Below are 12,029 nucleotides of genomic sequence, written 5' to 3' on the forward strand. Positions count from 1 at the left end.
ACGCTACGACGAGCGAGGCGACGCCGCCTCGAACTCCCGGCGGAAGCGCTCCCAGCGCCGGTACATCCACGTGTGCCCACCCGGGACGTCGAGCTCGCGGTACTCGGCGCCGAGCAGGTCGGCGACGCGACGGCTGTGGGCGGGCGGAACCAGTGCGTCCGTCGTCGCGGCGACGACGGTCACCGGGATGCCGGACCGGCGGACGAGCGTCATCGCGTCCGTGAGATCGAGCGTCTCGACCCTGCGCGCGAGCCGGAGGCCGGCGCGCGGCGCGGTGAGCAGGTCGCCGAGCGACGCCGCGACCTCGAGCGGCGCGTAGCGGCCGCGGAGGGTGTTCGCGATCGCCTGCCGCGTCGACCTGCCGTACGGGCTCGGCAAGGGGAGCCCCGCGGGGCCGAAGAGGACGAGACCCGTGACCCGGTCGGGCACCGCGGCCGCAGCGAGCACGGCGAGCGCGCCGCCGGTCGAGTGCCCGGCGAGGCCGACGGGCGCCGGCTGCGCGCGCACGAGCGCCGTCGCCCACGCGGCGAGCGCGCGCACCGATCCCCGCGTGCGACGCAGGGGCGGAGGCTGCACCGCCCTCCACCCCGCGGGCAGCCCCCTCGCGTAGGCGGAGGCACGCGCGCCGTAGCCGGGGAGGAAGAGGCCGTCGGCAGCCACGAGCCCAGCATGCCGATCGCGGGCGGGGTCGGGCGCCGGAACGCACGGCACAGCGACGACTACGGGGAAGACCCGATCGGCGTGCGGACAAACCCCGTCGCCGGGGACGGCCGGACGTGCGAGCGTGGAGGGGTGAGCGTGGGACGGATCCTGCTGATCGTCTTCGGCAGCCTGGCCGCGCTCGTGTCGGCGGCGGTGCTCGCCGGCGGGTGCGGCTTGCTCGCCCTCAACGAGTGGGCGCGCGACACCCAGGGCTTCTTCACCGCGGGGCCCGAGCAGCTCGACACCTCGACCCATGCACTCACGTCCGAGGGCCTCTCGATCGCGGAGGACGTCCCGGACTGGCTCTTCGGCGAGGGCGGGATCGCGGACATCCGCATCCGCGCGACGTCGGTCGAGGGGCGCGACGTCTTCATCGGCATCGGCCCACAGGACGCCGTCGACCTCTACCTCGCGAACGTCGCCCACGACGAGGTCGAAGACCTCGAGTTCGGCCCGTTCAAGGTCAGCTACACGCGGCGCCCGGGCGCGCGTGCCCCCGAGCCGCCGACGACGCAGGCCTTCTGGGTCGCCCAGGCATCGGGGCTCGGCAGGCAGACCGTCCTCTGGGACGTCGCGTCGGGCTCGTGGGCGATCGTCGTGATGAACGCCGACGGGAGCGACGGGATCAGCGTCGACCTCTCCGTCGGTGTCAAGGTCGGGTTCATCGAGGAGCTCGCCGCCGGCCTCCTGATCGCCGGCGGTCTCGGCATGGTGCTCGCGATCGTGCTCATCTGGCTCGGCGTCCGTGGTCGCGCGCACCCACCGCCGCCGCCTCCGGGTGCGCCCGCCGGGGCGCCGGGCGTGGCGGCGCCGCCGCGTGAGGGGTATCCGGTGACGCTCGAGGGCGAGCTCGACGAGGAGCACCTGTCACGCGCGCTCTGGCTCGTGAAGTGGCTGCTGGCGATCCCGCACTACGTCGTCCTCGTGTTCCTCTGGATCGCGTTCTGGGTGCTCACGATCGTCGCGTTCTTCGCGATCCTCTTCACCGGCCGCTACCCGCGCTCGATCTTCGACTTCAACGTCGGCGTGCTGCGCTGGACGTGGCGGGTCGCCTTCTACGCGTACAACGCGCTCGGCACCGACCGCTACCCGCCCTTCACGCTCGGCGACGCCGACTACCCCGCCCGCCTCGAGATCCCCTACCCCGAGCGGCTCTCACGGGGCCTCGTGCTCGTCAAGTGGTGGCTGCTCGCGATCCCGCAGTACCTCGTCGTCGCCATCTTCGCCGGCGGCGGGTGGTACGCGTGGGGCTGGTGGGACCCGTGGGAGCCGTGGAGCATGCCCGTCGTGGTCTTCGTCGGGGTGCCGCAGCCGAGCCTGATCGGCCTGCTCGTCTTCTTCGCCGCCGTCGTGCTCCTCTTCGCCGGCCGCTACCCGCGCGACATGTTCGAGGTCGTGATCGGGCTCAACCGCTGGGTCTTCCGGGTGCTCGCGTACGTGTCCCTGCTGCGCGACGAGTACCCGCCCTTCAGGCTGCGCCCCTGAGCCGGCGCCGTCCGGGGCCGCGGGTCAGTCGGACGGCCCGACGCGGACGAGCATCTTCCCCGTGTTCTCGCCCGTGAGCAGGCCGATGAACGCCTGCGGCGCCGACTCGATCCCGTCGACGATCGTCTCGCGGTAGCGCACCTTCCCCTCCACGACCCAGGGCCCCATCGCGGCGACGAAGTCGCCGATCCGGTCGACGTGGTCGGAGATGATGTAGCCGCGCATCGTCAGGCGCTTCGTGACGACCATGAACAGGTTGCGGGGGCCGGACGGCGGGGCGGTGGCGTTGTACTGGGAGATCGCACCGCAGGCGACGATCCGCCCATTGCGGCGCATCGCGCCGATCGCGGCCTCGAGCTGGTCGCCGCCCACGTTGTCGAAGTAGACGTCGATCCCGTCCGGGGCGAGCTCGCGCAGCGACTCGCGCACGGGCCGCTCGCGGTACGAGAACGCCTCGTCGAAGCCGAGCTCGCGGAGCCATTCGACCTTGTCGGGCGACCCGGCGCTCCCGATCACGCGGCAGCCGAGCAGGCGTGCGACCTGGCCGGCGACGCTGCCCACCGCCCCGGCCGCTCCCGAGACGAAGACGGTCTCCCCCTCCTCCGGCCGGCCGAGCTCGGTGAGCCCGTACCACGCCGTGAAGCCGGGCATGCCGAGCACGCCGAGCGCCGTCGACACCGGCGCCACCGACGGGTCGACCGGCAGCAGGCCGCGTCCGTCGGAGAGCGCCCACTCGCGCCAGCCGAGCTGGTGGAGCACCCAGCTGCCCTCCGGCCACCGGGGGTCGTGGCTCTCCGCGACGCGGCCGACCGCTCCCCCGGTCATCGGCTCGCCGAGCGCGAACGGCGGGACGTACGAGCGTCGGTCGTTCATCCGGCCACGCATGTACGGGTCGACCGAGAGGAAGGCGTTCCGGATCAGGACCTCGCCCTCGCCCGGGCTCGGGACCGTCACCTCGGCGACCTCGAACACGTCCTCGCCGGGGAGGCCGTGCGGCCGCGCGACGAGCCTCACCTCATGGCCGACGACCGCCATCACCGGATCCTACCCCCGGGAAGTGGCACCGACGCACGCCCCCGTGGGCACAATCCGTCCGTGGACTCACTGCGCGGAACGCTCCTCGTCGCCGGACCCGGTCTCGTCGACCCGAACTTCCGGCGCACCGTCGTGCTCGTCGGCGAGCACAGCGACGAGGGGGCGATGGGGGTCGTCCTCAACCGGCCCTCACCGGCGACGGTGGACGAGGCGGTGCCGGCGCTGGCGGGGATCGTGGGCGAGGAGGACGTCGTGCACGTCGGCGGCCCGGTGCAGCCCGAGGCGGTCGTGGTGCTCGGCGAGTTCGCCGAGCCCGAGCGCGCGGGCGTCCTCGTGTTCGGCACGGTCGGCTTCCTCCCCGGGGAGGTCGACGACGCGGACGATCTCGGGCCGCTCTCGCGGGCGCGCGTGTTCGCCGGGTACGCAGGCTGGGGGCCCGGCCAGCTCGAGGACGAGCTCGCCCAGGCCGCCTGGATCGTCGAGCAGGCGCTCGTCGACGACGTGTTCACCGACGAGCCGGACGACCTGTGGAGCGCGGTCCTGCGCCGCAAGGGCGGCCAGTTCGCCGTGATCGCCGCGATGCCGCCCGACCCGGCGCTCAACTGACGGTGGCCGCGCTCGGCGTCGTCGGCGAGGGGCTCGTCGAGCTCGGGCTCGAGTCGCCGCCCGACCCGGCGGTGACGCTCGGGTTCGGCGGGGACGTCGCGAACACCGCGGTGATGGCGTCGCGGCTCGGCGCCGCCGTGCGGATCGCCGGGCGGGTCGGCGACGACGCCCTCGGTCGCAGGCTGCTCACGTTCTGGAACGGGCAGGGGATCGACATCCGGCACGTCGTCGTCGACCCCGGCGGCCCGACGGGCATCTACGTGAACGAGCGCGGCGCCGAGGGGCCTGGCCGGTTCGACTACCACCGGGCCGCGTCCGCGGGCTCACGCCTCGCGCCGGGCGACCTCGGCGACGGGTTCTTCGTCGGGCTCGGGATCGTGCACGTGAGCGGGATCACGCTCGCCGTGTCCGAGACCTCCGCCGCGGCGGCACTCGACGCGGTCGAGCGGGCGCGGGCCGCAGGCGCACGCGTCTCGCTCGCCGTCAACCACCGGCCGTCGCTCGGCGGCGACCGCGAGCCGCTGGTCGCCCTCGCGCACCGGGCGGACGTCGTGTTCGCCTCCGACGAGGAGGCGGCCGCCGTGTTCGGGGCGGGCTCGCCGACGGACCTCGCGCGCGTCCTCGCCGACGTCGCGGAGATCGTCGTCACGAAGGGCGCGGAGGGAGCGGTGCTCCACCACGCCGGGGTGACGACCGCGCAGCGGGCCCTCCCGGTCGAGGTGGTCGACGCGGCCGGCGCCGGCGACGCGCTCGCCGGCGCCTACCTCGCAGGCCGCCTCGCCGGCGACGAGCCCCTGCGGGCCCTGCGCACGGGCGTCGCAGCGGCCGGCCTCTCGTGCCGGGGACGTGGCTGCGCCCTCTCGTACCCGCCACGCGCCGACGTCGTACGGGTCGTCGGCGACGGTTGACCACCGGGCCGAAAGGCACGGCAGGTCCCGGCCGCCCCGCCCGCTCCCCGGTCGAGAGCACCGGACGATCGGGGTAGGCTGCCGCCGTGCCGATCGCCGCGACGGTCAGGCAGCTCCCCCGCAGCGCGATCCTGCACGCGGCCGACAGCGCCCGCCTCCAGGCCCTCGTCCAGCGTCACGGCATGCGCCTCGGCGCCGCCCGCTTCGTCGCCGGCGAGACGCTCGACGAGTGCGTCGCCGTCCTCCGACGGCTCAACGAGGCCGGGCTGCACGCGAACACGACGCTCCTCGGTGAGTCGACCCCCGACGAGGCGGGTGCGGAGGCCGTCACACGCGCCTACGAGGAGGTGCTCGACCGCCTCGTCGGCGAGGGGCTGCGCGCCAACGTCGCGCTCAAGCTCACCCATCTCGGGCTCGGCGTCGACGAGCAGCTCGCCTCCCGCAACGTCGAACGGCTGGTCGCGCGGGCCGAGCGGCTCGGGACGTTCGTCCGGATCGACATGGAGCACTCGGCCGTCGTCGACGTGACGCTCGACACGTATCGGCGCCTCCGCGAGCAGGGTCACACGGCGGTCGGCATCGTCCTCCAGTCGTACCTGCGCCGGAGCGAGGCCGATCTCGAGGGCCTCCTCCCGCTCCGGCCGAACGTGCGCATCGTCAAGGGCGCGTACCTCGAGCCGCCGGAGGTCGCGTTCCCCGACAAGCCCGACGTCGACCGCGTGTTCCTCCGCCTCGTCGAGCGCGCACTCGAGGGCGGCGCCTACGTCGCGGTCGCGACGCACGACGAGGCGATCGTCGAGCATGCGAAGCGCCGCGTCGCCGAGACGGGAGTCGACCGCGACCGGTTCGAGTTCCAGATGCTGTACGGCGTCCGCTCCGGGCGTCAGCAGGCGCTGGCGGCGGAGGGCTACAAGGTGCTCGTCGCGACCCCGTACGGCCCCGACTGGTTCCCGTACCTGATGCGCCGGCTCGCCGAGCGGCCGGCGAACCTCGGCTTCGTGCTCCGGAACGCCGTCCGCCGGTGAGCGGTCGCGACCTGCCGTCGCGCGCCGAGGTCGTCGTCGTCGGCGGCGGCGTGATGGGCACGAGCGCTGCCTTCCACCTCGCGGAGGCAGGCGCCGACGTCCTCCTCCTCGAGCGCGACGCGCTCGCGTCCGGGTCGACGAGCAAGGCCGCGGGCGGTGTCCGGGCGCAGTTCTCCGACCCGCTGAACATCGAGCTGGCGCTGCGCAGCATCCGCGCGTTCGAGCGGTTCGGCGAGCGGCCGGGAGGCGAGATCGACCTGCGCCAGGTCGGCTACCTGTTCCTCCTCGACCGCCCGGAAGACGTCGAGGCCTTCGAGGACGCCGTCGCGCTCCAGAACGAGCTCGGGGTGCCGAGCCGGATGCTCTCCCCCCGGGAGGCGGGCGCGCTCTCGCCGCTCGCGGGGCTCGACGGCGTGCTCGCGGCGGCGTTCTGCCCGCTCGACGGGCACGCGAGCCCGGAGGCGGTGGTCGCGGGCTACGCCGCCGGGGCCCGCTCGCTCGGCGCCGCGATCGTGACCGGCTGCGCGGTCACGGGGATCGAGATCGACGGTGGGGCGATCGTCGCGGTGCACACCCCGCGCGGTGAGATCGAGTCGGGGACGGTCGTCTGCTGCGCCGGCCCGTGGTCGCGCGAGGTCGCCGCCATGGCCGGCGTCGAGCTCCCGGTCGACCCGGTGCTCCGCGAGATCCACTACACGGCTCCCGTCCCCGACCTCCCCGAGCGAATCCCGATGACGATCGACTTCTCGACGGGCTTCTACTTCCACCGCGAGGGCCCGGGGCTCCTCTTCGGGATGGCCGACCGCTCGCAGGCGCCCGGCTTCGACGCGCCCGCCGACCCGGACTGGCTGCTGGCGGTGCTCGACGTCGCCGAGCGCCGCTGCCCGCGGCTCCCCGACCTCGGGCTGGCGGGCGGATGGGCGGGCTTCTACGAGGTCTCGCCCGACCACAACGCGCTCGTCGGCGAGGCGACCACGGTGTCCCGCTTCCTGTACGCGACCGGGTTCTCGGGGCACGGCTTCCTCCAGGGCCCCGCAATCGGGGAGATCCTCCGCGACCTCGTCCTTCGCCGCGAGCCGTTCGTCGACGTCGCGCCGCTCGCGGTCGAGCGCTTCGCCGACGGCGGCTCCCGCCCCGAGCGCAACGTGGTCTGACCGCGAGAGCGGCCGCCGCACCCGTCAGGCGAGGGCGCCGACGGCGCGCTCGACGAGCGCGGCGAGCAGGTCGCGCTTCCACCCGGTCTGCGGATGGCCGGGGAGCCCGGCGAGCGGATCGGACGGGTCGAGCTCCCTGGGGACGTTCGCGACCCCGGCCGCCACGACGCGCACCGCGTTGCCGCGGCGGGCCGCCGCCACGGCGACGAGCGGGAAGGAGAACGCCTGCCGCTCTCCGGCGCGGACGTACGCCGACGCGTCGGGGGGTGCGGGGAGGCGAACGGCGGTCACGAGCTCCCCGGCGGCGAGCGCGAGCAGCGACCGGCTCTCGGCGGTCGGCCGCCGGTACAGGTCGAGCACCGGGAGCACCCGCTCCCCGTCGGGCGAGCGCACGACGACGGTGGCGCCGCAAGCGGCGAGCGCGGGCGCGAGATCCGACGGGTGCGCCGAGATGCAGTCGCCGGGCTCGAGATTGTGCTTCCGGTGGTCGCCGAGCTGTGCGTAGCAGGTGTCGCCGCCGCCGAGCCAGCAGGTGAGCTCGGGGCTGCGGTAGTACCAGCAGCGCGTGTGCTGACACAGGTTCCCGCCGACCGTGCCGACCGTGCGCAGGAGCGGCGACGCGGCCGCGGAGGCCGCGGTGACCAGGGCCTCGTACGGGGAGAGCACGGGCGCGTCGAGCAGCTCGGCGAGCGTGACGGCGGCTCCGATCTCCACCCCCTCGTCACGATCGACGATCGCGTCGAGGCCGGCGGCCTGGAGGTCGACCAGCACGTCCGGACGGCGGAGCCCCCGGTCGACCTGCCCCGCGAGGTCGGTTCCGCCGCCGAGCGGCACGGCACCGTCCTGCGCGAGGAGCGCGAGGGCCTCGTCGACCGAGGACGGGCGCGCGTACGCCGTCACCGCAGCGCCTCGAGGACACGGGCCCTGGTCAGCGGCAGCGCGCGGCAGCGCCGGCCGGTCGCATGGGCGAACGCGTTCGCGATCGCGGCCGCCGTCGGGATGATCGGCGGCTCGCCGAGGCCCTTCGCCCCCACGGTCGACATCGCGTCGTCCGGGACGTCGACGAACTCGAGGACCATCTCGGGCACGTCGGCGATCGTCGGCACCTTGTAGTCGTCGAGCGTCGCGTTGACCGGGATGCCCGTGTTCGGGTCGACGACGAGCTCCTCGCTGAGCGCGAAGGCCATTCCCTGCAGGATCCCGCCCTCGGCCTGGCTCGACGCGCCGAGCGGGTTGACGATGCGCCCCACGTCGTGGACGGCGACGACGCGCTCGACGCGGACCTCCCCCACCGCCGCGTCGACCGCCACCTGGGCGATCTGGCAGCCGAACGTGTGCACGCGCGCGTCGTCCGGGTTCGGGCCGCGGGAGCCCGAGCCGTCGATCGTCGCGTTGCCCAGCTTCTCCGTGATCTCGACGACGTCGACGTCGAGCCCGCCGTCATGCGACCGGATACGACCGTCGGCGACGGCGAGGTCGGCGGCCGAGATCTCGTAGACGTCGGCCGCGAGGCCGAGCAGCGTGCGCCGCACCTTGCCGGCGGCGGAACGCACGGCCGGCATCACCGCGGGCGTCGTCATCGACCCGCCGGAGACCGGCCCGTAGAGGTTCGGCCCGGTGTCGCCGCCGAGCACGCGGACGCGGTCGAGCGGCAGCCCGAGCTCCTCGGCGGCGACGATCTGCGCCGTCGTCAGCGTCCCCGTGCCGATGTCCTGGATCCCGGTGGTGACGATCGCGTGGCCGGCCGCGTCGAGGCGCACCGTCGCGTGCGCCGGCGGGCCGCCTCCCCCCCACCAGATCTGCGTCGCGCAGCCCATCCCCCGCAGCAGCCCGTCGGGCTGCGGCGCGCGCAGCTCGTCGCGCTGCGACCAGCCCGCGAGCGCCGCGGCGCGCTCGTAGCAGGCGAGGAGGTTCTTGCCGGAGTAGGGCAGGCCGCTGCGCTGGTCGTGGTCGACGTGGTTGCGCCGCCGGAGCTCGAGCGGGTCGAGGCCGAGCACGAGGGCGAGCTCGTCGATCGCCTGCTCGAAGGCGGCCGTGCCCTCGGTGACCCCGGGGGCCCGGAACGCATTCTGCGCACGCAGGTTCGTCTTCAGCGGGAACACCATCGCCTGCGCGTTGGCGACGGCGTACAGCGTGAGCGCCGGCTCGTTCACCGGGAAGATCCAGCCTCCCTGCCCCATCGAGACGACCGCGGCGGACTCGACGGCGACGAGCGACCCGTCGCTCCGCGCGCCGAGCTTGACCGTCTGCCGCGTCGCCGCGCGGCGGCCCCCGTCGAGCTGCTCGGCGTGGCGGTCGTTGACGAGCCTCACCGGACGGCCGGTGACGCGCGCGAGCTCCGCCGCGAGGATCGCCTCCGTGCCGGCGCCCTGCTTCGCGCCGAAGCCGCCGCCGACGAACCGCGTGATCACGCGCACCTGCTCCTTCGGGAGGCCGAAGCGGCGCGCGAGGTCGGCGCGCGCGTCGAACATGCCCTGGGTCGAGATCCACGCCGTGAGCTCTCCACCCTCCCAGCGCACGACCGCGGCGTGGGGCTCGAGCGGCGTCTGCAGCTGCGCCGGGGTCTCGATCTCGAGCTCGACGACCGCGTCGGCCTCGGCCCACCCCGCGTCCACGTCCCCGCGGGCGACCTCGTCCGGCTCCTCCGTGAACCGTTGCTCGCGAAGCGCCTCCTCGAGGTCGACGACGTGCCCGAGTGGCTCGAAGACGGGCGCGAGAGCGGCGACCGCGGCCTCCGCCTGCGCCGCCGTGTCGGCGGCGAGGACGGCGACCGGCTGGCCGACGTACGCCGGCTCGGCGGACAGGAGCCGCGATCCGCCGAAGCCGACCTCGGCGTCCGGGCCGATCACGGCCCGCACACCGGGCAGCGCCCGGGCTGCGGCGACGTCGAGGCCCGCCAGCCGTCCGTGGGCGACCGGCGACCGGAGCACCAGGGCGTGCAGCATCCCGGCGAGCTGCACGTCCACGGTGTACTCGGCGGCGCCGGTGACACGCGCGAGGCCGTCCTGGCGGGGCGCCGGACGGCCGACGTGCCGGAGCTCGGCACCGGCCGGCCACGGCTCCGTGGGGTCGTCCTCGTCGACGAGGACGAACACGTCCTCGAAGCGCCCCTCCATCTCGCGCTGCGTGCGGACGAAACGGGGCATCAGTCGGCCGCCTGCCCGGACGCGCGGAGCACCGCGCGCTCGATCTTCGGGTACGCCCCACAGCGGCAGAGGGTGCCCGAGAGCGCCGCCCGGATCTCCTCGACGCCGGGCCGCGGCACGACCTCGAGCAGCGCGGTGGCCGCGACGACCTGCCCCGGCGTGCAGTAGCCGCACTGCAGTGCGTCCTCTGCCACGAACGCCTCCTGGAGCGCGGTCGGGCCGTCGCGGGAGAGGCCCTCGATCGTCGTCAGGGGCCGACCGTCGACCTGTGCCGCGAGGAGCAGGCACGACGCCGCAGGGCGCCCTTCGAGCAGGACCGCGCAGGCACCGCACGCCCCCTCCGCGCACCCGACCTTCGTCCCGGTGAGCCCGAGCTCGTCGCGCAGGACGTCGACGAGCCGCACCGTCGGGTCGACGTCGAGCGCGTGGCGCTCCCCGTTGACGTCGAGCGCGATCCGCACGCCGCGAGCCTACCGGCCGGGTGCCGCGGTCAGCCGGAGACCGACACCTTCGCCGGCGCGTAGCCGGGCTTCGTCGCCGTGACCGTGACCTTCACGGACGGCAGTGCGACCTTGACGACGCCCGCGGCGGACGTGGTCAGGGTCTTCCCGGCCACCGACACCTTGGCGCCCTGCACGGGGTCGCCGGCGTCCGTGACCGCCACCGTCGCGGCCGGCTTGCCCTTCTTCACCGTGATCGTGAGCGGGGGCAGGACCTGCGTGTGCCACGTCGCGAGCGACGACCCGGTGGTCGCGGACACGAGCAGGTCGAGCGGGCCGAGCGACCCGTCGCCCGCCAGCTTCCACAGCTGCGAGGCGCGGGGCGGCGGCTTCACGACCACGACCGGGCCGACCCGCGTCGCCGCCTTGTTCGTCCGCACGGCGACGACCTGCTTCGTCCTGCCGTCGTGCCAGGCGACCCAGATGCGCCCCTCGGGGCCCGGCGACGCATGGACGTCCTCGACGTCCTTGCCCTTCCCGGCGACGAGCGCTCTGCCGCCTGCCCTCCACAGCACCGCCTTCGTGCAGACGGGGTATCCCTGGCACACGGCGACGTACACGCCCGGTGCGCCGAGACGGGCGGTGATCGCCACGCGCTGGTCGACGCCGAGCGCCTGACCCCGTGTCGCGGAGCCGGGGACGAGGACGCGGCGGCCGACGGTCGGCAGCACCTGCTGTGCCCACGTCCCCGTGCGCCCTTTCGCGTTCGAGAAGTACGCGAGCCAGGTCTGCCCCGACGTCGCGTCGGTTGCGACGCCGACCTGGTAGTCGCAGCACTGCTTGTCGGGCTGGACGGGGGTGTCGACGGCGCCCGCCTCGAGCCCGACGTGGAACGCGACGACGAACGAGCCCGTGTACGCGAACACCGTGTCGCCGGTCGCCGCCACGGCGGCGCCCACCGAGTCGACCGACCTCGACGCCGACGAGACGCGTGCGCCCTCCCGGGCCCAGCCCGTGCCCGCCGCGGACCCGGTCGCCGCGATCACGCCGCCCTCGTCGACCGTGTCGCCGAGGCCGGGGAAGAACACGCGAAGACGTCCGTCGGGCAGCACGACGGCGTCCGGGTCGCGCGCGACGCGCAGCGGCGGGAGCACCGCGCTCGAAGCTCCGACCCTGCCCGCGGGCGTGATCGGCGTGTGCCTGATCGCCGACGAGGTCGCCCCGACGCGCCGCTGCCAGAAGACGTGGAGCACACCGTTGCCGGTCCGCGCGAGCCCGACCTGGTCGATGTTCCTCCCGCTCGGATCCGTGACGCGCGTCCACGTCCCGGGAGGGCCGGCCTGGGCGGCGAGCGCCGAGACGGCGGCGAGGAGGGAGACGGCGGCGAGCACGACGGGGCGGCGGATCATCGGAGCTCCTCCTGTGGCGGGTGCGAGACCAACCATACGACCCGCACGCACGGCGTGCACGTCCGCCCCCGTGCCGGCGGGCGCCGCTGCGCTCAGCGCTCGAACAGGCCGAGCTTGCC

General features: G+C 74.8%; 11 protein-coding genes. 5 read left to right on the top strand and 6 right to left on the bottom strand.

What is annotated here, in order from left to right:
* Positions 1-3 precede the first annotated feature (3 nt).
* Entirely contained in the window at positions 4-660 is a 657-nt protein-coding gene (locus tag AC162C_RS03995; protein ID WP_484096417.1) for an alpha/beta fold hydrolase, read from the bottom strand.
* A 9-nt stretch (positions 661-669) separates the two neighbouring features.
* Between AC162C_RS03995 and AC162C_RS04000 the strand changes: the two genes are divergently transcribed.
* On the top strand, positions 670-2,187 hold the full coding sequence (locus AC162C_RS04000) for a DUF4389 domain-containing protein (RefSeq protein ID WP_484096418.1): 1,518 nt from the start codon (positions 670-672) through the stop codon (positions 2,185-2,187).
* A gap of 24 nt (positions 2,188-2,211) precedes the next feature.
* Here AC162C_RS04000 and AC162C_RS04005 read toward each other — a convergent pair whose 3' ends face one another.
* The gene (locus tag AC162C_RS04005) at positions 2,212-3,225 is read right to left on the bottom strand and encodes an NADP-dependent oxidoreductase (protein WP_484096419.1); all 1,014 of its coding nucleotides are present in this window, start codon (positions 3,223-3,225) and stop codon (positions 2,212-2,214) included.
* A 57-nt stretch (positions 3,226-3,282) separates the two neighbouring features.
* Here AC162C_RS04005 and AC162C_RS04010 point away from each other — a divergent pair, with 57 nt between their 5' ends.
* The 4 genes from AC162C_RS04010 (at position 3,283) to AC162C_RS04025 (ending at position 6,915) form a co-directional block, all read left to right on the top strand.
* On the top strand, positions 3,283-3,828 hold the full coding sequence (locus AC162C_RS04010) for a YqgE/AlgH family protein (protein WP_484096420.1): 546 nt from the start codon (positions 3,283-3,285) through the stop codon (positions 3,826-3,828).
* A gap of 2 nt (positions 3,829-3,830) precedes the next feature.
* The gene (locus tag AC162C_RS04015) at positions 3,831-4,736 is read left to right on the top strand and encodes a sugar kinase (protein WP_484096421.1); all 906 of its coding nucleotides are present in this window, start codon (positions 3,831-3,833) and stop codon (positions 4,734-4,736) included.
* An 86-nt stretch (positions 4,737-4,822) separates the two neighbouring features.
* Positions 4,823-5,761, top strand: coding sequence for a proline dehydrogenase family protein (locus tag AC162C_RS04020; RefSeq protein ID WP_484096422.1), 939 nt, complete (start codon positions 4,823-4,825; stop codon positions 5,759-5,761).
* Positions 5,762-5,814: 53 nt separating this feature from the next.
* Positions 5,815-6,915: an NAD(P)/FAD-dependent oxidoreductase gene (locus AC162C_RS04025; RefSeq protein ID WP_484096428.1), complete on the top strand. Its 1,101-nt coding sequence runs from the start codon at positions 5,815-5,817 to the stop codon at positions 6,913-6,915.
* A 24-nt stretch (positions 6,916-6,939) separates the two neighbouring features.
* Here AC162C_RS04025 and AC162C_RS04030 read toward each other — a convergent pair whose 3' ends face one another.
* The 4 genes from AC162C_RS04030 to AC162C_RS04045 are packed head-to-tail and all read right to left on the bottom strand — an operon-like array spanning position 6,940 to position 11,910.
* A complete protein-coding gene (locus AC162C_RS04030) occupies positions 6,940-7,815 on the bottom strand; it encodes an FAD binding domain-containing protein (RefSeq protein ID WP_484096423.1) in 876 nt (291 codons plus the stop codon).
* Positions 7,812-10,061: a xanthine dehydrogenase family protein molybdopterin-binding subunit gene (locus tag AC162C_RS04035; RefSeq protein ID WP_484096424.1), complete on the bottom strand. Its 2,250-nt coding sequence runs from the start codon at positions 10,059-10,061 to the stop codon at positions 7,812-7,814. The genes AC162C_RS04030 and AC162C_RS04035 overlap by 4 nt, the downstream gene beginning before the upstream one ends.
* Positions 10,061-10,522: a (2Fe-2S)-binding protein gene (locus AC162C_RS04040; protein WP_484096425.1), complete on the bottom strand. Its 462-nt coding sequence runs from the start codon at positions 10,520-10,522 to the stop codon at positions 10,061-10,063. Before AC162C_RS04040 ends, AC162C_RS04035 begins: the two co-directional genes overlap by 1 nt.
* 29 nt (positions 10,523-10,551) lie before the next feature.
* Positions 10,552-11,910 (bottom strand): hypothetical protein, encoded by a 1,359-nt coding sequence (locus AC162C_RS04045; RefSeq protein WP_484096426.1) that lies wholly within the window; start codon positions 11,908-11,910, stop codon positions 10,552-10,554.
* Positions 11,911-12,029 lie beyond the last annotated feature (119 nt).

It is taken from the genome of Gaiella sp., assembly GCF_057140465.1.

Coding starts and splice junctions, on each gene's coding strand:
- AC162C_RS04000 (WP_484096418.1), top strand. CDS start 670: ATGCCGATCGCGGGCGGGGTCGGGCGCCGGAACGCACGGCACAGCGAC.
- AC162C_RS04025 (WP_484096428.1), top strand. CDS start 5,815: ATGGGCACGAGCGCTGCCTTCCACCTCGCGGAGGCAGGCGCCGACGTC.
- AC162C_RS04035 (WP_484096424.1), bottom strand. CDS start 10,061: ATGCCCCGTTTCGTCCGCACGCAGCGCGAGATGGAGGGGCGCTTCGAG.
- AC162C_RS04045 (WP_484096426.1), bottom strand. CDS start 11,910: ATGATCCGCCGCCCCGTCGTGCTCGCCGCCGTCTCCCTCCTCGCCGCC.